Origin of the sequence: Methanosarcina thermophila TM-1, assembly GCF_000969885.1 — an archaeon.
GTDB classification, from domain to species: domain Archaea; phylum Halobacteriota; class Methanosarcinia; order Methanosarcinales; family Methanosarcinaceae; genus Methanosarcina; species Methanosarcina thermophila.
Genome location: NZ_CP009501.1, coordinates 59700 through 82294, shown reverse-complemented (window position 1 = coordinate 82294; position 22595 = coordinate 59700). Strand labels below are relative to the sequence as shown.

At 42.7% G+C, this 22595-nt stretch carries 22 protein-coding genes and 2 tRNA genes; 8 read left to right on the top strand and 16 right to left on the bottom strand.

Annotated features, from left to right (window positions below):
- Nucleotides 1-124: 124 nt before the first annotated feature.
- Complete coding sequence (locus tag MSTHT_RS00395; protein ID WP_048166098.1) at nt 125-433, top strand: nucleotidyltransferase family protein; 309 nt, start codon at nt 125-127, stop codon at nt 431-433.
- A 67-nt stretch (nt 434-500) separates the two neighbouring features.
- Here the strand turns inward: MSTHT_RS00395 and MSTHT_RS00390 are convergent, their stop codons facing one another.
- A complete protein-coding gene (locus MSTHT_RS00390) occupies nt 501-1307 on the bottom strand; it encodes an HNH endonuclease (RefSeq protein ID WP_148704357.1) in 807 nt (268 codons plus the stop codon).
- 492 nt (nt 1308-1799) lie between these two features.
- Between MSTHT_RS00390 and MSTHT_RS00385 the strand changes: the two genes are divergently transcribed.
- The gene (locus MSTHT_RS00385; protein ID WP_048166096.1) at nt 1800-1988 is read left to right on the top strand and encodes a hypothetical protein; all 189 of its coding nucleotides are present in this window, start codon (nt 1800-1802) and stop codon (nt 1986-1988) included.
- Nucleotides 1989-2070: 82 nt separating this feature from the next.
- Here the strand turns inward: MSTHT_RS00385 and MSTHT_RS14205 are convergent, their stop codons facing one another.
- The 5 genes from MSTHT_RS14205 to MSTHT_RS00365 form a co-directional block, all read right to left on the bottom strand.
- Nucleotides 2071-2268: a hypothetical protein gene (locus tag MSTHT_RS14205; RefSeq protein ID WP_148704358.1), complete on the bottom strand. Its 198-nt coding sequence runs from the start codon at nt 2266-2268 to the stop codon at nt 2071-2073.
- Nucleotides 2269-2598: 330 nt separating this feature from the next.
- Nucleotides 2599-3234: a type II toxin-antitoxin system VapC family toxin gene (locus tag MSTHT_RS00380; RefSeq protein ID WP_048166095.1), complete on the bottom strand. Its 636-nt coding sequence runs from the start codon at nt 3232-3234 to the stop codon at nt 2599-2601.
- Entirely contained in the window at nt 3227-3601 is a 375-nt protein-coding gene (locus tag MSTHT_RS00375; RefSeq protein WP_048168257.1) for an STAS-like domain-containing protein, read from the bottom strand. Before MSTHT_RS00375 ends, MSTHT_RS00380 begins: the two co-directional genes overlap by 8 nt.
- A gap of 239 nt (nt 3602-3840) precedes the next feature.
- Entirely contained in the window at nt 3841-4296 is a 456-nt protein-coding gene (locus MSTHT_RS00370) for a DNA polymerase ligase N-terminal domain-containing protein (RefSeq protein WP_048166094.1), read from the bottom strand.
- A 182-nt stretch (nt 4297-4478) separates the two neighbouring features.
- On the bottom strand, nt 4479-4754 hold the full coding sequence (locus MSTHT_RS00365) for a ferritin family protein (RefSeq protein ID WP_048168256.1): 276 nt from the start codon (nt 4752-4754) through the stop codon (nt 4479-4481).
- 375 nt (nt 4755-5129) lie between these two features.
- Between MSTHT_RS00365 and MSTHT_RS00360 the strand changes: the two genes are divergently transcribed.
- Nucleotides 5130-7316 (top strand): C1 family peptidase, encoded by a 2187-nt coding sequence (locus tag MSTHT_RS00360; protein WP_048168255.1) that lies wholly within the window; start codon nt 5130-5132, stop codon nt 7314-7316.
- Nucleotides 7317-7399: 83 nt separating this feature from the next.
- On the opposite strand, the gene MSTHT_RS00355 is transcribed toward MSTHT_RS00360, so the two are convergent.
- Both MSTHT_RS00355 and MSTHT_RS00350 read right to left on the bottom strand, forming a co-directional pair.
- Complete coding sequence (locus MSTHT_RS00355; protein ID WP_231588118.1) at nt 7400-7726, bottom strand: KEOPS complex subunit Pcc1; 327 nt, start codon at nt 7724-7726, stop codon at nt 7400-7402.
- Between the two features lies 1 nt (nt 7727).
- Entirely contained in the window at nt 7728-9065 is a 1338-nt protein-coding gene (locus tag MSTHT_RS00350; RefSeq protein ID WP_048166093.1) for a DHH family phosphoesterase, read from the bottom strand.
- A gap of 202 nt (nt 9066-9267) precedes the next feature.
- On the opposite strand from MSTHT_RS00350, the gene MSTHT_RS00345 reads away from it, so the two are divergent.
- Together MSTHT_RS00345 and MSTHT_RS14200 are read left to right on the top strand one after the other, a co-directional pair.
- A tRNA-Gly gene (locus MSTHT_RS00345) sits at nt 9268-9339 on the top strand.
- A gap of 110 nt (nt 9340-9449) precedes the next feature.
- Nucleotides 9450-9614 carry a hypothetical protein gene (locus MSTHT_RS14200; protein WP_156149684.1) on the top strand — a complete coding sequence of 55 codons (165 nt, stop codon included), beginning with the start codon at nt 9450-9452 and terminating at the stop codon, nt 9612-9614.
- 11 nt (nt 9615-9625) lie between these two features.
- On the opposite strand, the gene MSTHT_RS00340 is transcribed toward MSTHT_RS14200, so the two are convergent.
- The 4 genes from MSTHT_RS00340 to MSTHT_RS13610 all read right to left on the bottom strand — a co-directional run bounded on the left by MSTHT_RS00340 (nt 9626) and on the right by MSTHT_RS13610 (nt 15616).
- Nucleotides 9626-10732, bottom strand: coding sequence for a PGF-pre-PGF domain-containing protein (locus MSTHT_RS00340; RefSeq protein ID WP_048166092.1), 1107 nt, complete (start codon nt 10730-10732; stop codon nt 9626-9628).
- Entirely contained in the window at nt 10729-11559 is an 831-nt protein-coding gene (locus tag MSTHT_RS00335) for a hypothetical protein (RefSeq protein WP_048166091.1), read from the bottom strand. The genes MSTHT_RS00340 and MSTHT_RS00335 overlap by 4 nt, the downstream gene beginning before the upstream one ends.
- Before the next feature lie 53 nt (nt 11560-11612).
- Entirely contained in the window at nt 11613-12386 is a 774-nt protein-coding gene (locus MSTHT_RS00330; RefSeq protein WP_148704359.1) for a hypothetical protein, read from the bottom strand.
- 92 nt (nt 12387-12478) lie between these two features.
- The gene (locus tag MSTHT_RS13610) at nt 12479-15616 is read right to left on the bottom strand and encodes an Ig-like domain-containing protein (RefSeq protein ID WP_052721778.1); all 3138 of its coding nucleotides are present in this window, start codon (nt 15614-15616) and stop codon (nt 12479-12481) included.
- A gap of 306 nt (nt 15617-15922) precedes the next feature.
- Here MSTHT_RS13610 and MSTHT_RS14195 point away from each other — a divergent pair, with 306 nt between their 5' ends.
- Together MSTHT_RS14195 and MSTHT_RS00320 are read left to right on the top strand one after the other, a co-directional pair.
- Nucleotides 15923-16090: a hypothetical protein gene (locus tag MSTHT_RS14195; RefSeq protein ID WP_156149683.1), complete on the top strand. Its 168-nt coding sequence runs from the start codon at nt 15923-15925 to the stop codon at nt 16088-16090.
- A 658-nt stretch (nt 16091-16748) separates the two neighbouring features.
- On the top strand, nt 16749-17585 hold the full coding sequence (locus MSTHT_RS00320) for a hypothetical protein (protein WP_231588117.1): 837 nt from the start codon (nt 16749-16751) through the stop codon (nt 17583-17585).
- Nucleotides 17586-17842: 257 nt separating this feature from the next.
- On the opposite strand, the gene MSTHT_RS00315 is transcribed toward MSTHT_RS00320, so the two are convergent.
- Nucleotides 17843-18055, bottom strand: coding sequence for a hypothetical protein (locus tag MSTHT_RS00315; RefSeq protein WP_048166088.1), 213 nt, complete (start codon nt 18053-18055; stop codon nt 17843-17845).
- A gap of 636 nt (nt 18056-18691) precedes the next feature.
- On the opposite strand from MSTHT_RS00315, the gene MSTHT_RS00310 reads away from it, so the two are divergent.
- Entirely contained in the window at nt 18692-19186 is a 495-nt protein-coding gene (locus tag MSTHT_RS00310; protein ID WP_231588116.1) for a superoxide dismutase family protein, read from the top strand.
- A 216-nt stretch (nt 19187-19402) separates the two neighbouring features.
- On the opposite strand, the gene MSTHT_RS00305 is transcribed toward MSTHT_RS00310, so the two are convergent.
- The 3 genes from MSTHT_RS00305 to MSTHT_RS00295 all read right to left on the bottom strand — a co-directional run bounded on the left by MSTHT_RS00305 (nt 19403) and on the right by MSTHT_RS00295 (nt 22334).
- A complete protein-coding gene (locus MSTHT_RS00305) occupies nt 19403-21112 on the bottom strand; it encodes a radical SAM protein (protein ID WP_048168252.1) in 1710 nt (569 codons plus the stop codon).
- A 202-nt stretch (nt 21113-21314) separates the two neighbouring features.
- Nucleotides 21315-21387: transfer RNA gene (locus tag MSTHT_RS00300), tRNA-His, on the bottom strand.
- 164 nt (nt 21388-21551) lie between these two features.
- Nucleotides 21552-22334, bottom strand: coding sequence for a sulfide-dependent adenosine diphosphate thiazole synthase (locus MSTHT_RS00295; RefSeq protein WP_048166086.1), 783 nt, complete (start codon nt 22332-22334; stop codon nt 21552-21554).
- Nucleotides 22335-22595 lie beyond the last annotated feature (261 nt).

The following is a 22595-nucleotide window of genomic DNA, read 5'->3' as shown; positions in this document are numbered from 1 at the left end:
GCTTGAATGCATATTTTGTATAAAAGGCTGGACAGCAGAAAAGCCAGATAACATGAAGTCAATATCATAATAAAGTAGCCATCTTTATCTAGTAAATAAAGAATGAAACATAAGAAGAATAAAAATGCCTTCCCAACAACTTAAAGATGTTGACTATTTCATAAGAATACTCAGGCAACACCTGCCGGAGATTAGAGAAAAGTACAGCGTGAGCTATCTCGGAGTTTTCGGGTCATATGTAAGAGGGGAACAAACAGGTGAAAGCGATCTTGATATTCTGGTAGAATTTGATGAAACTCCTGGGCTCCTTAAGTACATTGAACTTGAGTATTATCTGAGTGACCTGCTGGGAGTGAAAGTAGACCTTGTTACCAGGACAGGGCTTAAACCCAACATTGGGAAACGTGTTCTCAATGAAGTGATATCTTTATGACTTACAAGAAAGATCAGAGAGATTTCACTGAATTTTCTTTAAATAATTTTTGACACTTTAAGAAACGTTACTTAATAATGTGCTCTTCACCATCAATCACTATTTTCCATCCTGGATTTAAATAATCTGATCTCACTTCTGCATAATGAAGTTTCTTATGGCAAAGTGGGCAAACAACTAGCAAATTCCAGCTCTGAAGTGTTTCTGGAGCTTTTTTATTTAGCTCTATCATATGGTGAACTTCTGCATACTTTTCTCCATCTTTTTTCACAAATCCGGGATATCCACAAATCATACACTTATATCCATATTTTTCTTTAATAGCATTAGATAGTAGAGAAGGTCTTTGTATTAGATTAATGACAGTTTCTTTGAACTCAGGAGTATTTCTATATTTCAAGTCTAATTTTTGTATTACTTCATCGTAATCTAGGATTTGTCCTTCTTTAAATTCTTCGGAGAAGATACCAGAATCATATGCATAAGTGATTGTAGGCTCGTTTATCCAATTAAGCACTTTTTCTTCATCTTCAGGTTCAACTATAGCAAAAGTTTGGACTGCATCGTAATTTTTTGAAGTAACTTTTATATCGTTTATATCGAAAGGCTCCACAGATCTCACGTTTTTCCCGTTTATTATATATCTCCAGTGCTTACCCCAGATTTTGTCGCTTAGATTATTTACATCTTCTTCACAAGACACATAATTCATTATCCATCTTATTGGCTTTTGTCCAGGCAACAACGTGCTTTTAGTTTGAGCTGTCAATATTATATCGCCCGGTTTGACATAATGTGGCTTCCCATCTGTAGCATGCTTTGCGTTACTGAGAACTCCTTCCATAGTTTTAGCTGAATTTTTGAAAAGCAGCATGTATACGGGGAAACTTACTAAATTAATAAATTTTTTGGTTTTTTTATAGAGAATTATAATAATATATATTATAGCCAAAGATTAAAGAATCAATAAAGAGATCTGATTAATAAAAAAGTTATTTTATAATAAATTCATCAACTTTATTTAGCCTATAAAATTTTATTTACTCGAATTAGTTCAATTTCCAATAGATCATTAAACTTCGTGAACCATTATTCCTGTAAAAAATCTAGAATAGAAACTATTAACCAATAAAATCATCCCAAAACTCCCACTCACAACTAAATCAAAAAAATTTATTAACTCCCTCGCCAACTGTCTTTCATAATTAATACTGTTTGGCTTCCACTCATCAACGACCCCAAATTTCTCAAAGAACTCTCAACACAGGGTCACTCTAAAGAAAGAAATTTTTCCGAATATAAAACTAAGCACCGATTAAAACTGCAAGGTCGCACTCCAAATTATCTTTCAATTGATTTTTACTCCATGCAGTCTAAAGAGCTAAGGGACAAAAACTATTTTGTAATAAGGACTGGAAAAGGTAATTTTGTCATTTTTGATGAAAATCGGTTTGAAAAACCCTATTTAGATCTGGACTTATCCAGGGCGGAAGAACTGGATTATGAAATCCCAGAGAATTTTGGACATCTGGAAGATGCCTTAAGGAAAATCTGATTGAGAATTTCTCTATAGAGCATTTATGGTTTTTAGGGGTTTTTAAGCAAATAATAGGCAGGATAAGTTCGGAAAACGAGTATTATATCGGTCCGAGAGGAGGTAAAAGATCGGCTTTTGCGTCTATTTCAAGGATAAAAGGACACAGGAAATCATTAAGATTTTCAGGTATGAAGTGATGGAAGACCTGGACTACTCGATATTTACGGAAAATTGTATTTATTTCTTTGAAGGGAAGAATTTTCCAGATGGGAGAGGCGGCCTGGATCTCGGCTGGCACAAAGTTATTTTTCCATCAAGCAGGTTCAGAAAAATTCAAACAAAAGATTGATTCCCGGGTATTTCTTGAAACTGGGAACAGTGGTTTATTTTGCCGTATTTCCTGATTTTCAGTTCTACAACGGAGGGATCATTCTTAATGATAAAAAGCAGTTCGCTCCGCAGCACATTTACAAAATAGATTTAAAGAAGTATTGAAATTTATGTAGCCTCTGTACCTGAACTCCCAGGCTGCCACACACAATCAAAAATTCTTGGCGAATTGAACAGGAGAATGAAAAAAGCAATTGAACTCTATCTTGAGGTTAAGCCCCAAAAGTAAAAAAATCGGTTACTTTCTTCCAGTATTCACCAGCTTCTCGTTTGCGGTCAGGATCTCGACTCCGAGTTCGCTGAAATCCTTGTCATGGGTTACGAAAACCATATTTTTTGCGCGGCAGATCTGGGCAAAGAGGAGGTCGTTGAAATCGTATTTTCCTTGCTCGAAAAAGTCCATGACTTCTGGAAGGTCTATTGCCTGAAGTTCGGGGTCGCAGGCAAGGGTGCTTTTAAGGATTTTTCTCACGTTGTAGGCAATATCCTGGGCGATTGCCCGGAAGGCAAGGGAGTTTCGGAAATCCTTGAACCGCGTAAAATCAGTCTGCTGCTTGAATTCTATTCTGGCGAAGGCATTGATGAATTCTGAGATTATCATGCAGTTTATATAGATCGTGCCGTCTGAGTTCAGGATTTCCTTCAGGGCTTTGGAGTAGGCGTCCGACCTCGGGTCAGGCCAGCCGATCGGGCCGTAGATGTACAGCCAGATATTGGTGTCAAAGAAGTAGCCTTTTCCTTCGGGAAAATCATATTCGTCTATGGAATGGACTTCTTTTACAGGGAGAGGTTCTGCCGGTCTGGATGCTCCGGCGCGAAGCCTCGGGCGGCGTCTCACAGGATAAACGGTTGCACGGTGAATGCTCTTACGCATCCTCTTCTCCTCCAAGCACGTCTTTCAACGCCTTTCTGCAGGTATACGCGTGCTCAAAATAGGTTTTTGCCCGTTCGATGACCCTTTTAAGAATAACCTCGTCTTCATCGGAGATATCCGTGAATAAAAGGCTGCTCTCTATCTGTTCTGCGGGAAAACAGCCATAAAGCTGCCCTATTGCTGAGTTCAGAAAGGCAGGCGTCAGCTCAGCCGTCTCTGCAAAAGAAAGTTCAATTTTCTTATTTTCGCAGAGTGCAGCTGCAATTTTATTATAAACCTTCTGTCCATCACGCGCGGCAACGCAGCAGTTTTCCCCAGCAGTTTCAGAAACATTGATTTTTACCCTTTCTTCCGTAAGTATCCCCATATGATTATTATTCATAATAGTTTAAAAAGGTCAGGGTTCGAGCCCTAATCCAGGGTATCTCAAACCTATTTTTCATTAATGTGCTTCGTTGATAGCTTCGCTTTATGCCTTATTCTCGTCACACGGTTTGAGTAACCCTGCATACCGGGCTTCAGCCGAGTTTTAGCCGATCTTCAGCTGATCTTCAGCTGATCTTCAGCCCATTTTCAGCCAATCTTCAGCCAATCTTTAGCCAATCTTCAGTTAGCCTTTTTAAAGAAAAGCCAACCTTTTTCCCCTTTCCCATACTTTGTCCTGATCAAAACATAATCCCCTCTCAGTTTTTCTCCTTCAAGCGCTACCACAATTTCCTTTTCCTCACGCTTCAAAAGTTCAAAGGTTCCCTTATCCCATATCTCGACCGTGCCGGCTCCGTACTCCCCTTCAGGGATTTCTCCCTCGAAATCGGCATATTCCAGAGGATGGTCCTCAGTCTCGACAGCGAGCCTTCGTATGCCTGCTTCTTTAGGGGGTTCCTTTGGCACAGCCCAGCTTTTCAGAACCCCATCCATCTCCAGGCGTAGATCGTAGTGAAGATTACGTGCATCATGGCGTTGAACCACAAAAATCAGTTTGTCAGAGCTTTTCTTAAGATCGCTGACTGGAGGCTCAGGAGTCTTCTTAAAATTTCTCTTCTTCTCGTATTCATCAAACATGGAGGATCAATAGAAAATGTGGTTCTGACGAGATAAAGTTAATGTGGAAGGTCAGTCTGGGTATGGCAGGGTAATTGGTTAAAAACAGGCTGATCTGGTGTTAAGATTGGCTAACCTCGTAAGGACAGGACAGAAGTAGGGAAAAAATAAGGAAAAACTGAAAAAAATGGAGAAAATAAAGTTTATTCTCTACTTCTGGCAAGAGCATATTCTGAGTAGATTCTCAAAAACTCCTGGTCGGTTTGCAGCAGTACGGTTTCAAACATCGCTACGTGAATTTTTTCTTTTCTGGCAACGTCAAGCAGGATTTTGCGTATCTCTTCGCTTTTTGTCAGGTTTGCCATCTGCTCATAAATATTGATAGCGTCCAGTTCAGCAATCATGGCAGCTCTAAGGATCTCCTTATCAAGGTCCTCAGGCTTGATTTTCTCAAGGTCTGCAAGTGCTTCCGAAAGCAGATTTTCACCCCCGTTAAAATGCTCCCCCATAAAGTATGGAAAGGCAAGAGTAATGTTTCTTTCTATTGGAAATTTTTCTAGAAAGAATGCGGTTTTTCGCTAGAGAATAATCCCAGTTAGCTTGTAGAGACAATGTAGATGAATAAGCTGTCCGGATATAATAAAAAATTGTGCCCAGTTGGAAAAAGATATATAGACAAATATCATAAATATTTTTACAGACTTTCTGTAAAAATAATGATAGGAATTTATATCCCGGCAAGCTTCAAGAAATTATCCAAAAGCTGTCCGGAGACAATCTAACTGAGGCCAAAAATCTTGAAAAGAATTAAACTCTCCCTGCTTAGAAGACTAAAATTTTTTCTGCCTGTTTTAATGGTCTTGTTTTTGTGCCTGCCGGGTAGCCCGGGTTTTGCTGCAGGAAATGCAGAAAACCCTGAAATGCTGCAGAACTGCACAGCTTCCACTGAGTCCACCGTTGAACCTGTGATTGAAACGGTACCGATAAATCCCGATTTCCTGGAAAGCTTGCAGCCCTGTCCAATTGAACCCCTGTCTCTGGTGGATAGGAACGGACAGATTTCAGGTACAGGGTATAAGCCTTCACCTGTCAAACTTCCAGAACCTGTAACCCCTGAAGGAAGACAGTTAGTGAGAGCTTCAGGTTCAAATCTTCCGCCAGTTTATGATTTGCGGAGTGAAGGGAAGGTAACATCCGCAAAAAACCAGGGAAAAGACGGAAGTTGCTGGGCTTTTTCAACTATTGCTTCTCTTGAGTCTTATATCCTGGGAAAAGAAGGAAAAACCTATGATTTTTCCGAAAATAACATAAAAAATCTTGTCACAAACAGCTATCCTCAGGGTTTTGACCTTACTCCGAGTGAAGGTGGCAACGCATTAATATCAACAGCATACCTTTCCCGCTGGAGTGGGCCTGTAGATGAATCTCAAGATCCTTATAATGACTCCTCTGTCTATTCGCCCACAGGACTTCCCGTACAGAAACATGTACAGGAGGTACTTCTCCTTCCAGGAAAGACCGAGCCGCTAAATAATGAGGTTCTCAAAAGGGCGCTTCTGGAATATGGAGCTGTGTATACAACAATGTACTGGAATCCTGCTTACTATCAGGAGAAAAATCACACATATCGGTATACAGGATATCAGCCTGTTAATCACGCTGTAACTATCGTGGGCTGGAACGATTATTTTGACAGAAATTCGTTTGCACGAGTTCCGCCCGGAGACGGTGCTTTTATAGTCAAGAATAGCTGGGGAGAGACCTGGGGTGAGGATGGGTATTTCTATGTCTCATACTACGACACAAAACTTGGATATGAAGAGAATGCCGTGTTCACAGCCGAAAGTGTGGACAATTATGACCATATCTACCAGTATGATCCACTGGGATGGATAATATCGAAAGAATATCCAGGGAGCCTGGTTGCCTGGGGAGGCAATGTTTTCTTGTCGGAGAGAAATGAGACACTCAAAGCCGTAGGATTCTATACTACAGACCTTAATACTGCTTATGAGATATATGTTTACAAAAATCCTGTCTCCGGTCCCGTTAATCTGGAACAGGGATTCGTTGCGCAGGAAAGCGGGAGATATACCTACCCAGGATATCATACACATGTGCTGCGCTCTGGTGTAGCAATAAGTGCTGGAGAAAGATTCTCAATAGTTATAAAGTTCATTAACCCTTCGAATCCTGGTCCTCTTGCAGTCGAACAGCCTATAGTTTTTTACAGCAGCAAGGCACAGGCTAATCCCGGAGAAAGTTATGTTAGCCCTGACGGGATAAAATGGGAGGATATATCCGCCGGCAGCTCGGAGGCAAATCTCTGCATTAAAGCTTTCACAACCGTTAACAAACTTCCTGAAGCTGATTTTTCTTCAAACGTTACAGCAGGGATTTCCCCTCTAACAGTCCAGTTCACAGACCGTTCCCGCAATGCCTCTTCCTGGAAATGGGATATGAATGGTGATGGAAAAATTGACTCAACTGCCAGGAACCCAGTTTATACCTACTGCTCTTACGGATGTTATACAGTTTCGCTTACCAGCAGTAATAGTGAAGGATCGGATACTATAATAAAACCGGGTTACATTGAAGTTGTTCCCTTCTCAATTAACTCAGCCAGCCCTGAGAAGGATATTATAACCTTCAGGGGGGAGGAACAAATTTTTAATATCAGTACAAACTCTGCCTGTAATGTAAGCTGGTATCTTAACGGAGAGAACAGGAAATCCGAATCCTGTGTCAAGAATAGTTCACATAAAGAGACCATCAATTCTACTGGGCTTTGTAAAGTCACAGTAGTTGCCGAAACCAGAAGTGAGAAAGTTATACAGAGCTGGAACTGGACAGTTCGCTCCTGGAATCCCTGGGATAGCCCGGATTCTCAAGAAGGAGAAAAGATAAGCACCCAAGAATTGCAGGAAGCTATCCGTATCTACCTCAATGGGCTGCAAATCCCCGAAACCGGAGCAGAACTCACGAAAGAGAGACTTAAAGAGCTTATTTTACTCTGGCAGGAAGGTTCAGGCAGGAAATAAGGTTCAGCAGGAAATAGCTTCCGCCAGTAAATTTAAAGGCAATAGAGGAGTGAAATAAGGAAGAGATAAGCTGAGAAATAAACTCAAATCTCGCTGGCTATCTCTTCTTTTTCTAAAACCTGCTCAATTCCTTCCCCGATTTTAACATTCATGAGAAAATCATCGACAGTTGCAAGCAAAGAGCCTATTTTTTCCGCGTGAAACCGGACAGCAACTTTTTCATCACTGATCTCACTTTCCATACTTCTAAGATTATCAGGAGAGAGAGCTTGAAGAATTTTCGCAGCAGCCTTTCTTGATTCAGGATCGGGAAATTCAATTGTACCTGTTATTTTCATAAGCATTCCTCGCCGCTTTGTGGCTTTTATCTTAATAACTTTTGATTTTGTTTTTCCTTTATTTTTTATCATTTTATCTTGCTTTTCCTTTTCCAGGCTTTCGGAGCTGCTCACCTATTATCCGATCTGCAATGCTCAGGAATTCCTCTTCACTCCCTATAGGGAGTACAGCTCCAGAAGCTACATTATGCCCACCTCCGCTTCCTCCAACTGCGCTTGCTGCCTCTCTCAGGGCAAAAGCAAGGTCAAGACCCTTTGAGACGAGTTCACGGGTGCCTCTTGCGGAGACTTTCAGGATACCTTCAGATTCGTTTACGCAGATGAAAGGGAGTTCGGGATGAAGGTAACGGACAACTGTACTTGCAAGGCTGCCTGTAGAAATGGCATCAGCGGTAATAACATACCAGATGTTTTCTCCTTTGCGAATTTTTTCAACATTTTCCCTGATATTCAGTACAAGTTTCTTCTCGTATTCTTTTTTAAGAGAGAGAGCTTCATTGACAATTTCCCGGTCTTTCAGGCAGAGTGAAATAGCCAGTCCATAGATTTTTTGCTTTCCGCATGTGCTAAGAATAGAGTTAAAATCGTAAACATTTCTTACAAGCTCCCGGTTCAGGAGTAAAACTTCTCCTATGACAGCTTCGATAGCTTCCGGGCTTGCCTGCCTTACAAGTTTGAGGGCGACAGCATTGGCAAGCCTTGAGACTTCCTCCTCAGAAAGATCTTCAATCCTTCCTGAAAGCTCCAGCAGGTCCAGAAATTCTTTAGTTTTCTCAGGGTAGCCGGTTATATCCATGAAAGGCTCAATAGTATATGCAAGCACGTCTACAAGGTCTCCGTCTCCTACTTTGAGCCCCTTCCTGATGGACACGACCCCTGCTTTTAGAGCCTCTCCCAGAATGAAGGCATTAGCTGTGCGGAAAAGCTGCTTGTCACCGACTGCGCCTGCAAGCGCAAGCCCTGCAAGATCAATGTTATCGGCTGACAGTTCTCTGGCTACAAGATAGCAGGTTCCGGAAGCCGAGATGTCAGTGGCTCCATCAATTCCTGCAAGATGGGCGTTTACGATTGCCTTTGCCGGCGACTGCCCTACAGGCTGGTGATGGTCAAGCACTATAACGTCAGCCGCCACCTTGCCTATAAGTTCAGGCTGCCCGCTGCCCATATCACAGAAAATAACAACTTCTTCCACGGAGATACTTCGGTTCACTTCCTCAATCACAGCTTCATCCAGCCTTCCAACTATAGAAATCTGGAAACAAATGCCTGCCCGCAGCAGTGCCTGTGCCATTATCCCGGCTGAGGTCAGCCCATCCGCATCATTGTGTGAGACTACACGTGCAAATCTGTATTTCCGGATTTTTTCGGCTGCATTTTTTGCAAGATTTATCAGTTTCTCAAGCTCGCTCAAAATCCATCACTCAAGAGATTCAGTAACAAAGTCAAAAGCCCAATTTAAGATGTTGAATTAGTAAATGCTGCCAGAGCATAAGGGATGTCAGACTATACCGGCGTGATAATATAAAAAAATGCCTCGAAGATCTATCAAGGGTCAAATTAATTAATGAGAAAATATATACAATAAAAAAGGCAGGGCATCCTGTAAGCTTCGAACATCAGTAGTGTAGCGGTTATCACCGGGCGTTGCCAACGCTCGAACCCGGGTTCGAATCCCGGCTGATGTATCACCCGAGTCCCATCTCGGGAGGACGGTGCCCTTTTCGCTTCGCTCAAGAGGGCTATTTGTAGTCAAAATAAGCTGTTTTTTATTCCTTAAGAAGTTAATTTTGAGATTTTGAATGAATATATTTATTTTAAGTTTTTCAGTATTCTCGATCGTTGCCTCAATTATGAGAACTCCAGAAGAGATGCATTTGAAAAACAGGGGACTGCTGGTGGGCAGGTTAAAAAAGAAAGAAAAGCAGCTTTGGAAGCTGCTTTAATTGAAATTTGTTTCTAATTCGGTACTTTTTATTTCCTTCTCAGAACCAGATACACAGCTCCGAGAACGCCGATGGCTATTACAGACTCAAAGCCAGGAATAGATCTCCATCCAAGGGGTTTTCGTGTTTCATTAGCCGGTGGTTTTGTGTCGTTTTCAGGAGTGGGAGAGCTGGTGTCTTCCTCGATAGAAGGCTCTATTATCTTCTCAGGTACTACAATTGAGAAGCAGCCGAAGCCTGAAGTTTTGGCATCGTAGAAGACGTAGGTGTTATCCTCACCAACCTTCTCAGTCTCGAGCTTATTCCAGCCTTTGTTGTAGTGCCAGAGAGCCACAGACGACTCGTCAACTCCGCGCTCCTCAAGCCATGCTTTCTCGACTCTGAAGCCAACAACAGCGTTTTCGATATTATTGGAGTTTGCGATTCCACCTGAACCTACCCAGATGTTAATGTTTTTATAGACCGAACCCTCGGGCAGGTTAGGAACAAGCTTGGACTGACCTTTCAGCATCTCGACAATGGTAGTAACCTTTCCAAGACTCTTCTTGGCATCAAACTCCACATATCTTACGCAGGTTGCACCCTTCGGGAAATCGAACTTAATGTGTTTCCCTGTGGTAACTGTTTTCTGGGACAGTTCTTTAGCCTCTACATTGCTCTGAGGCTCCTGGGAAGCTCCTGCTCCGCCGCCTCCACTGCGTGATTTACCGCCTCCGCCGCCTCCACTGGGAGGTTGAATGACAGTGATGGAAGAGTCGGCAGGAGTGATAGCGAACTCAGCTTTGTTGATATCCCTTAAAATTCCCGTAAATTTGTACGTACCGGTTGATGCCGGAGCTTTCAGAGTATAAGTGAAGCTTTTTTCACCCATGAGCAGGAAAGAAACTTTATCACCGTTTACAGTTACAGCTCTTTCCGGCAGGGAAGATTTAACAAAGGTGAAGCCAGCTGGAAGCTTTTCAAGAACCTGCCCGGCAGCACCATACTCATCTACAGTGACTGTTACCTGGAACTCCTGGCCTGGATTGACCGTAGCAGGGACAGCCCTATTTGCACTGCCTGCAGAAGCTGGGGCAGTACACAAAGTCAGAGCCAGGAGCAGTATAATAATGAACTTAAATTTAGGCTGTCTCATATTTTATCCCACCCATCAGCAAAGTATATACCCAGAGCTGCATATTTGATTCCGCTGGATACATCGTTGTTACTTACAAGATTCATAATTTCTTCAGGGGAGAAAGCTCCGTCAGCGTTTCCGAACTCAGCTTCGAGTTCACCTTCACTCAGTATAATGATAGAAATGCTCTCTTTATCTGTAATACTGCTTCCTGAAGGGTTCGCAGCCGTAAAGGGGAATTTGAATTTACCCGTTTTAGTACTTTTTATTTCACAGGAATAGAGGCCTCCACTATCTGGATTCAATGAGACAACACCCTGATCTATGCCATTAAGGTCGATAGTCACTGAAGGTGCTCCAGAGGGTCGGCCCACAACTTTTGCCCTTACAGTTGAGGAGTCCTTTCCATCATTCAGGATGTATAGAGGGAACGCTGATAAACTTTCTATTGTTGGGGGTTCAAAGTCTCCATTGAACGTCAGGTCAATTTCTACGGGATCAGCTCCATGCTTATAAGTCACTAAAACTGGTTCGGATGGGACACCTGCCAGCTTGAAAGTTATCGCCTTTCCATTATCTTCCTTCGTACCGTCAACTGTCACCAGATATCTTCCATTTCCGTCAATAGTGTTTGAGCCAACAAGCCTTGAATCTATGTACGCAGAGATTACAAGTCCGGCACCCGCATTTGCAGCATCTCCTTTCAGATTTCCTCCAAACACGTTGGGGAGAGAAGGAATAGTAGAGGAATCACTATTGGCAGATGCAGCCGGAACAAGGGACATGCCCAGTAGCAGAATAACCAGGCATGATAAAATTTTTAAGTAGTTGTCCTTGATCGTCATCTTGTCACCTTGAAATTTTACCATTACTCATGCAGACTCTTTTTAAAAGTCCTTCAGGGATTCTTTCTGGATCCCCTCCCAAAATTGAATCCAAAAGCGAGCAGAAGTATGCCTGCAACCGCATAAACACTAAGGAAACCTGGAGCACTTTCTGGTTTAGGGGAACTTTCGGAAGATTCGGAAGATTCAACTGCCTCATAATCTTCAGAGTTTGCGCTCGTATTTTGCAATGCCGTCATGTTCGGCTCAGGGACTGAACTTTCAACGGTATCGACTTTGGAGCTTTCTGCGGAATCTTCCTGTTCTTCATCTTCTACCAGGGGTTTTGAACTTATTTTTGAATTTGAGTTGCTGTTTGAATTAGTATTTGAGTTGCTGTTTGAATTAGTATTTGAGTTGCTGTTTGAATTGCTGTTTAAACCACTACTTGAATCACTTTCAGCAATTGTGGAATAAATTGCCTTACCATCAGGCAGCTCGAGGGTAACCATACTGCCGGATTCCCAGGCAACGCTGCTCGAAGCAGCCTTTCCATCCACCTTAAAAGTAACCAGTTTTCCTACATCTTCGGCAGTACCAGGAATAAAGAGGGAGTAATTTCCTGAGGAGGTATTTGCAAGATACTCCTTTTCATCAAGATAAGCTGCAACGACAGTCCCGTCGGGAGCAGGAGTGCCGTTAATGAGAGCTACCCCTGTTACTGTCATCGGAAGTATTGGGGGAGAGGGAGGAACATCCGCTGCTGCCATACATCCCAGGGGTAATGCCAGGAAAAACAACAATAATACGGATGTTGTTACCAGGCAGCTTTTTAATTTTTTATCCATTGTAGACCTCCAAATATACGTGAACAACAAAAAGAAAAAAACCGTTCAGCCTGCAGAGGCTGAACAGTCAGTTGTTCTGAAATTACACCCACTTAGAAGATTCCCCAGGTGGATGGGTCCGTCAAATCAAAGCCATCTGGCCAAGTAGATGGATCATTCAGGTCAAAGTCTTCTGGCCATGTAGACGGATCAAACGGATTAAAACCTCCCTCATCCTGACCTAAATTCGGTTTGTACGAGTTTTCTATGGATGCGTAGGTACCTTCACTCTTCATGAAGATCCAGTAGCCCTGTCCGGGAACCATACAGTTATCAGTCTCAAGTGCTCCGACTGGTCTGGGATCTGATTCACCGACGTACTTGGCAACTCCGCTTACAGCGCTCGCACCAGGGATTATGCCGCCCCAACCTTCATTATTTTGGAAAGTTATGAGGTTGGAGAACTTGTAGTTTTGAGCATTATCGGTATTGAACTCATTGAGCGAAGCCAGAGCTGTTGACCAGGGTGCAAAGTATGAAGAGGTGTGACCTATCATGTGCCATCCACGGCTCAGAGTCAGAGAAGCTGGAACATCTGGGTTAGCGCTGTCAGAAGCCATTCCCTTGAACTTAACATTGGTCACGCAAGGCTGTTTAGCATAGACCCAGTAGCCCTTGCAAGGTTCAATTGTTTTTGGAATTTCCCAGCATGAGCCGTTCCAGTAGATAACATAGTTACCAGCGCCAAAGACATCTTCAGGACATGCCTTTGAATCAATAAGTCTCTTCGGCACGGATTTAAGGTTCCAGCCCTGCTCGAGCGTGATGGTCATATCTTCATATGTCTGTACAGGACCGCACATGGCAAACTTAGGATCGTAGTTGCCGGCTTTATCACGAGCAATAACAGCTACCCAGTAGTCCTTGCCGAAGACAAGGTCCTTACCTTCGACTGCTTCAATACACAGATAGTATACACTCTTATCTTCTGAACTCTTTAATTTCTGATTTGGAGTGTCTGTGCCATCTGTGTGAGTCTCTGACCCGTCTATGATTACCTTCTTCATATCTTCAATGCAAGTCGGCTTAGATGTGCTGATGTAAACTTCATATGGCTCGTCAGAGTCAAGATCTTCTTCGGTGTTTGCACTCCAGCTAACCATCAACCCTGGATAATCTCTCACTAAGAACCAATCAGTAAGGCCAAGTGCGTCTTCAACAGTCAGGTTTGCCACAGGAGCCGGGCACTTGCTGTCAACTGAGAAGTACTTCGGATCAGGCTGGTAAGTCCTGCCGCTTGTACAGTCAGTAACGAGTACCGTCCAGGATACCTGCTCCCCGTCTTTCACCGACGCTTTTACTGAATAGTTGTCTGCACCAACAAGGAAATCGCATTCATCGCAAGCGCCTCCTTCACAGGAAACTCCACTGCAGACATTCTTATCTTTTTCATCGCAGCTTGAATCTACCTGTGTGTTGTTAATAAGAAGCTTGTAGTGGAAAGGCAGTCCTGCTCCTTCTCCATTCTTTCCTTCAACTCTGAATATGAATGTCGGGGTTGAGGTGACGTATCCTCCGTCAGGTTTCTCGAGAGTGACTACAAGTCCGTCGAGGCTGACATAGAATTTCCGGACTTCGCTTTTAGCTTTGTTTCCGGCTGCGTCCTCAACTTCAACCGACCAGTTGTGAGCGCCATCTGCAAGGTGGATTTTCTCGGTGACTGAATCTCCAGATACAACTGCCCCGGAGATTACATCATCTGGGAACAGGTCATCCCAATATTCTTCAGGAATACCACTCTCAGGAATACCATTTTCAGGGATTTGACCCTCAGGAATACCAGGGAATAGTTCATCCAAGGACATACCAGGGAATAGTTCATCCAAGGACATACCAGGGAATAGTTCATTCCATGGAATACCGTCGGGGAATATCTGATCCCAGGGAATCTGCCCATAGTCATCCTCATCATAGTTATACCCGGGAACATAGCCAGGAATTTGGTCATATTTTCCAGCAGGTTTTCCATCTATGTAGAGTGTGTATTTGAGCTTAAGATCATCTTTATACTGAGCAGCTAATTCATCTTCACAGATGAAGTTGAATTTAGTTTCAGGACCTATTACCTCTTTGTAGCAGTCTGCAGGAGAAACAAGTTTCACAGTGGGGCATTTTGTATCCACATACAGAGTTCTGAGACCACTGCCACCTATGTTTCCTTGTTCGTCCCTCAGTTTGACTTCCCAGGTGTATTTGCCGTCAGCCAGATCAAGCTCAAATTGCTTATATGACCCGGGTTTCAAAACTCCGTTAAACTTCTGGATACCATTGAGCTCGAAAGTGTAGGTAATATCATTAGACCTGTAGTCATAGTAAAAAGCACTGAAATTGAACTTTACACATTTCTTATTGGCAAACTCTGACTCAGGTGTAACCAGTTTAAATTGTGGGCTCCAGTAATCAAAGCTCGGATCAAAATTAATCCCGCCAGGGAAAGATTTATCACCCAGTAAATTTCCGAGCTCGTCATAGCCAAAGACATCTATGTCTAAAGGACCACTTATGTCCTGTGGAATCTCATAGTCATAACCAAAGGCTTTACCATCGTCACCTATTGGATACATCTCAGCTTCAGTCACTGGAGTAGTGCCTACTAGGCTTGCATTACTGGCATTAGGAAAACCACCTTCTTTAATCAATATTTTGGCTTTATCGACAGGTTTACTGAAATTGGCAATGATGTTTACAATTTTTCCCGGTATGAAAGGACCGGTGTCGTTGAATCCGATATCAATGTCTAGATATCTATCAATATCAAACTTAAATGCTTCAGGGTCTTTTACAGGTTCACCATCCAGCAGCGGATTGTTTTCTGCATCAAACGCATAGATGTTTACAGCCAGAGGACCACTTATTATGTCCGGTGGGATGGTATAGTTGTTGTAAGCAAATGAATTATCTGCTGCCAAACCTTCCATTGACACATTGTTCAATATACGTGAACCAGAAGAGTTGTCAATTGCTATATTGGCGTACTTGACAGACGTATTGAAATCAACGGTGATATTTACAATATCTCCCGGTACAACATCGGTTTTGTCGTATGTGATATTAGCGCTCATGTTCTGTAATGCAATACTCTTTGTTTCTGCAGCAAGTGCATTCCCCATTCCAAAGAGTAGAAATATCATGAGCAGCACACTAAATTTCATTATTCGTTTCATGTTCTGCACCTTACCTCTAATATCCATTTTGTTCCAGATTAAACATTGAATATTATATCTTATTAAATAAAATTTTTATGTTGAAAGATATAGCAAATCTTAGCTATTAAAATATTTCCTCCAAACAGTATATGAATTATGAGTTAGTGGGACACTCATTTAATAAATAAGTTAAGACTATTTGGCAATTGCAGTTTATATTTTACCCCCAATTTTTCAATCAAACCCCCTTAATATAAATGAGTTGAGATAATTTGATATGTGCAATTACAAGGAACTCAACACTTCTCCATAGTTCGTTTTTGGATGAAGTGCGGTAACATTTAGATCCTGATGCGGCAAGCAATAACCTCAAAGGATTTTGCTGCATACAGGGAGGCTATTGAACCTGTTTTTGTGCCAGTTCTGAACTATCAGTCTGTGCGTGAGATACGTGCCAATACCGCAAGGCGTAAATCGTCACAAACTGAAATTTCGCCAACGGCAAACATAATGTTTTGACGCGGTGCACATATCTCTGTATATTATCTTGTGACGATAATATAGCTAAGATTACACAATAACTGATATAAATCTTTCTAAAAGAATAGAGTAATTAAATTTAGATAGTTATAAAAAGAAACTTCAGGTTATTCCATAGAAATTACTTAGACAGTAAAAGATAGAAATGATTATATTATGTCAGTTTATAGAAAAGCTCAGAGCGTCCGGCAAAGGATAAATTATCTTATGATTGTAAAATTTCGCAAATAGAGATTCTTAGAGAGCATAAATTTTCAAAATTTAAACTCACAAGCTTAAAGTCCGGAAAAACATAATTTAATAAAAACGCTTTCTATGCGGAAGGAATGGGGGGCTTAAAATTCGATATACTTTTCAGGATTATACGGATTTTCCTATCCAGAGAGATTTTATTGGTGACCTACAGGATTTTATAAAGATTTCAAAGGAAGTCATACCTCTGGAAAAGTCAGCTATCAAAATAAAAAAAGAGAACCAAGAAAAGCTTGGAGTTTTCGAGAGGAGAATTCAAGAAATCAATAGATTAGAGAAGGATATCAGGGATTATATTGAAAGCCGTACAGCCGGAATCGATGCACCTGAGATTCTTGAGCTCAGGAAAAGGATATTAGAAACCTCCTCAAGCGCGGCGCTGGAGATGAAAAATGAAAAACTTGCGGAGCTTGACCGGCAGAATAAACTGGATCTTATGGAGACACAGCAGCTTTATGAAAGGATACTCTCAGTTCTCGGTCCATTTTTCGAAGACAGCATATATGGAGCTCAAAATACATATTATGTGTATATTGAGGATAAGGTACTGAGGGGAAAGCATATTGGTTCCATTGAGAACATGCAGTATGAGTTTGACCTTCTTTTTACACAGGACACCCTGAAGGTAAAAGACCTGCAAAACCTTTCTTTGCCGATCTGGGCAAAGAGTGGAATTCTGTCCAGAGAGAAGAAAGTAAAAAGCTTCGATGTATCCGATTTTTATATAACGAATATCGAGTATGAGGGAAATAACCTGAGAGCTGTTATTGAAGACAAAGACTCGGAAAACAGGTTCATAATCTCATCGGATGAGAAAGCCTTTCTGATTGCGCACAGAGATTACGAGATTACACGGGACCCAGATCTGGCAGCCGCATTAAACAAGAATTCGGTCGATGCATTCATATCAAAGCTAAAAAATTTTTTCAGAGAATCTGTGGGGTCGGAAAGTCTCAGGCGTATAACAATTGACGGGAGAAATGCAGTTGAGGAGAATAAAATCTTTGACTGCCTGAAACTAATTGCCTCAATATACGGAAAACTGGTAACAGAGTGCCTTGAGAGGGGATATACCGAAGGGGAAATTACCATAAAAATTGAAGAGCCAGTCGGGATCAGGACCGAGAAATATCTTGAGAAGTCGGAGATTTACAGGGAACTCTCAACCCTCGGAAGCGAAGGAAAAGAACTAGCTGCACTTTTAAGAGTATCGGATGCTTGACTAAAAAACAGTCAGGTACTAAGAGATAGTAACACTAAGAACAGAACAAACAATGAGAAGAAAGTTTAGAGGTTCTACTTTTCCTTATGCCATGAAGTACAGAGCAGTTCAGTTACGACTAGATAAACGACTGAGATAATAAAGAGAATTTTTATAAAAAGGTAAAATTTTGAGAGCTGTCTTCACAAACAGCTGGATTGACAGAAAAAAATCAGGTATATCTGCCCTGCAACTACAAATCAGGTTTATCTGCCCTGCTACTCTGGTTTTCCTTCCTCATAACCTGCCCCATCTGGCAGGAAAGGAGTGAAAATGACTACCATAAATAGTAGCAGAAAAGTACCGTACATTCGGGTCGTTGCCTCAAAAGTAGCATAAAACATGAAAATTGCAAGCATGACCCAGACGATGAAACTGAGTTGAAGAGCAATCTTTACCCTGTATAAATTCTCCTCGCTTTTGCTTAACAAAATCCCCCTCAAAGAACCCCTCCAAAGATCCCGAATAAAAATAATTCTTGATTGAATAAATATGTGTTTATTGGAATGACAGATCTTGAGAAAATACGAATATAAAAAGCACTGTAAAAAGTCACCTGAAACCTGGGCGAATTCTGAGCCCAACAATGATAAATTGAGCCTTCAGCATCCGGTAGAGACCGGATAATTTCCATTTTTAGTAGGCGCCAGTACTGATTCAGGACATTCAGTAGAACACCTGGAGCACAATCAGAGCAAAAGATTATGAATAAAACGCTTACTGGGATTAGATTATAAATTTAATATTTATAATAATTAATTTATAGTATAATACATTTATTTTTCTTAGGCGTATGCCTAACAGACATTCTTCGAATTGCAGACATCCGGCATTCAGATGGTATATTATTACTGCAGTTATACCGATTCTGGAACGGAGACTGGGCATATGCAATGGATTGGAACTGAGATGGGGCGTCCTGCATCAACCGTTACAGAAAAGGAAGCCATTATCTTATCATCCAGGATTTTAGCAGGCAAACTTCTCTTACGTCAAGATAATCATTTTTCTGGGGGGAACAAACTATGAGAGCTGGATTGATAACAATACTGATCATTTCGGCAGCATTGATATCTGCGACTACGGTCTATGCCCGTGAAAACACCACAAATAGTGCCGTAGCTGTCATGAAAGATGCAAAGGGCAATACTGTAGGACTGGCAACTTTTACCGAGGAGTGTGATGGGCTTGTCCGCATCAATGTCAACGTAAAATGCCTGACGCCGGGCATGCATGGAATCCATATCCACGAGAAAGGGAACTGTACCGGACCAGACTTCGCCTCTGCTGGCGGACACTATAATCCTCTGGGTAAAGAGCACGGCCTCAATAACCCTAAAGGTCCTCATGCCGGTGACCTGCCCAATCTAAAGGTTGGCAAGGACGGCAGGGGACAGATGAACGTCACCACAGACCTTGTGACGCTCTCACCCGGACCGACAACGCTGTTCTCAGCCAACGGCACTGCGCTGATTATCCATTCCGATCCTGACGACCAGATGACGAATCCATCTGGTAACAGTGGGGCGCGGATTGCCTGCGGGGTCATCGAGAAGAAATGAATTTTCGTGAGACAGTTATAATCAAGGCAGTATAATTTGATTGGGTTTACTTTATTAATGAGTTTACCTTATTTAATCCAAACATTTTTTTAAATTGTATATCTCCTTTATTAGAAGTAGCTGCTTGAGTTATCTACATTGTAATATAATTCATACATGTATCAACTGTGATAGCCCAACAACTCAAATTCTAACAATTCAAATTTTAATAAATAATTAAATCTCAATAAATCGGTTCAATTTGTCTCCTTCACTCACTCGCTTAAGAAAATCAGCTCTGTCGGTATAGGGAAGACCGGCAATTATACGATCCGCAGCTTTCCTGCCAAGCCCGGGGAGTTCCCTGATTAGATTGGGAGAAGCGGTGTTGATAGGCAGAGGGTAAGGGATGCCGGTAATCGAGCGCATTCCATGTCCTGTGACCGTTACGTCGATAAATTTCCGCAAAGGCAAGGGAGCAGGAATCCCTATTAACAGAGGATAAGACCCAAGCTGTCTTCCAAAAGTAACTCCATTTTCATGTACCTCACACATTACGTCCCTGAGTACAGTCCCTTCGGGCACAACACGCCGAAGCATAGGAAGGTCAATATTTTTCCGTACCCGCTCCTTGTAATCCAGAAAGAGTTTTTTATGCTTCCTTGCAGCCTCGTCTTTTCCATATATTGAAGTCCCTGGAAAAGCCATGACCTGGCGGATGTTGATCCTGCGCAGGAGCAGTCCAGAATCGAGCACTTGCTTCAGGAAGTCATAATTAAGCTGGAAGGTTTTCCTGGATTCACCCATCAGCCCATGCACGAAATTAATGCCAGGAAGAATTTCAGGAAGCCCGTTTGCTCCTCGTACTGCCCCAAACCTGTTAACAAGTTTGATTGCCTCAAAGACTTCCTCAGAAGATGCCTTTAGGAAATTTGCCTCAATTACTGCCTGATCGGCACTCTCCATTCCAAAAGCTGACACATCTCCTGGTGTATGATATTTAATTATGGTTTTCAGGATTTGCTCGGACTCTTCAGGGTAAGCTGCAAGGGTTATCGGGTTTGCATTGTCCATATGGAGCACCGACAATTCCGGGGCTGAGTTTCGGATTCCTCTGTAGAGCCTCTCAATAGCAGCCGGATTGGGCTTTGGCACAGGTCCGCCGGTATCCATGCCGTGATAGGAAAAGAGGTCAGGCTGTCTACCTATCCTGAAATAGCGGGCTCCATGGGAGTAAAGGGAGGAAACCTCGGAGATCACATCCTCGATGGGTCGGTAGTCAGAAGCCCCGTAAAAAGGTTCCGTGCAGAAGGAGCAATGGACTTCTCTGCCACAGCCCCTATAGGTCTCAAGCTCGCACATGCAGTAAGGAAAATCAGGGTGCTGCCTGACAAGAAAAGCTCCACCGGGACCCCAGCGCCCGATTTCGGCTGTTGTCCTGAAGCGGTGTTCTACAGTCTCAGGATCTCTGAGTTTTGCAGAAGAAACCCGGTTGGCATCGTCTTTAAAAAGGTCATAAACAAAAGCTTCAAGGTCCATTCTCGCAAGCACTGCACCTGAGAGGTTTATTTTGCCTTCAGTACCTTTTGCAGCCCTTCCGCCTTCACTGCTGAAACCGAGCCTGATAGGACCGCCTATAACCTTTACTCCATGTGCAGTTCGAAAAATTGTCTCAATTTCCCCCAGTGTGATCGGGGAAGCCCTCAAATATTTACCTGGCACAGTCATGCCTGCTATAACGATAACAAGATCCGCTTTTCTTGCAAGCTCCCCTGCTCCGGGAGGGTTTTCCCGCAGGGTGTCAATGGCCAGATAGTGAATATCTTTTTCAGAAAGTCCGCGTTCCCTGAGAGCGCCTGCCATGTAACGTGGATAGGGAGAAAGGTAAGGAGGAACCCCAAGGCAGGCAGGTTCGTCCACATAGCCATCTATAATAAGTGCTTTCATGTCAATTCTTGTTTTCATTTGCTTGATAATCGAAAGTATAGAGCGCAGCCAGATATAAAGTACTGGTAAACGAACAGGTTTTAAAAATCGTATTAAAGGGATATGCAAGGATATAAAGAGAGGTAAGACCGTAATAACCAAAATCGCCACAAAAATAAAGGGACTGGTTAAAAGTTTATGAAGAATTTAGAAAAATAATTAGGGCCGGGACCGAGAATCGAACTCGGGTCGTAGCCTCCACAGGGCCACAGGATGGACCTCTACCCTACCCCGGCCACTGGGGTCTGATGCTTAAGATAGAAGCAAGCTATAGATGGAGTTTTTTTATATAAAGTTTTTGCCGAAAAAGGCAGGAGACCATTCCCTGGGAAGGGAAGATCTCTGCTTTTTTGCCTCAGGGATGTACCGAATCCAGCTAAATGTTTCCCCTGAATAATCATCAGAGTTTTTCAAGTTTCTCAAGGGCAAGTTTTGCAGCCTTTTCTCCCGAGAGGAGCATGCCTCCGAAGATCGGTCCCATCCTTGGGGCACATGTTGCGGCATTTGCAGCCATGCCCGCAACGATCAGACCCGGATAAATCTCCTGGGTTGCATCGACAGCCAGACGCTCGCCAACCTCTGACCACATGGGCTTTTCTCCAAGAGACCCAAATTCTCCAATCTTTGCATTGGGAATCTTCCTGAGAATTGTATTGCACACAGCCGCATCATGCCCTGTGCCATCAATTACGAATTTTGTCCGGATCATGAGAGGATCCACATGCAGGCGCTGTGCCGTGACAGGTCCCCAGTTTATCACGATTCCGGCAACCCTGTCGTTTTCCCGGATAATAACATCCTCAAAACTCACAAGGTTGAAGACCTCAGCCCCGGCTGAAGTTGCGCCTGCAATCAGCTTTCCGACAGACTCTACAGAGTTTGCCACATAATATCCGGGCTGGTACTCCCTGTACCTGATCCCGAAGTCATCAAGAATGCGGCGGGCTTCCTCCTGCACAACTATGCGCGGGAACATCATGCCGCCAGCCCACATGCCACCTCCCAGTGACAATTTCTGTTCGTAAATAGCAACCTTTGCCCCAGCCTCTGCAAGATACTTTGCAGCTACCAGGTTTGCAGGCCCTCCTCCTACGAGTGCCACATCGATATCCGTGTAATCAAGGAAGGTTCTGGAATACTCATCAAAGATTGCCCGTGTGATTATAACTTCGTCAAGCTCCATTTTAATCTCTCATAAAGCTTCTAAGGTTAAAGTCTGAAAAAACCAACCCGGTTTTTAGTAATAAACCAGGGGAATGTAAACCCTGACCTGCAGACATTAAAATTAACGTTTTGATTACAGGCATTGTTTTTAAAGTTGTTGGAATTGGTGGAAGCTATGAATACAGGCAATCCTCGTCTCAGGAAATCCCTGTCTGTGAAAAGAGTAAGTCAATTACAATAATCAATTTACACCGTACCATTAGTAAAAGAATCCAATTTA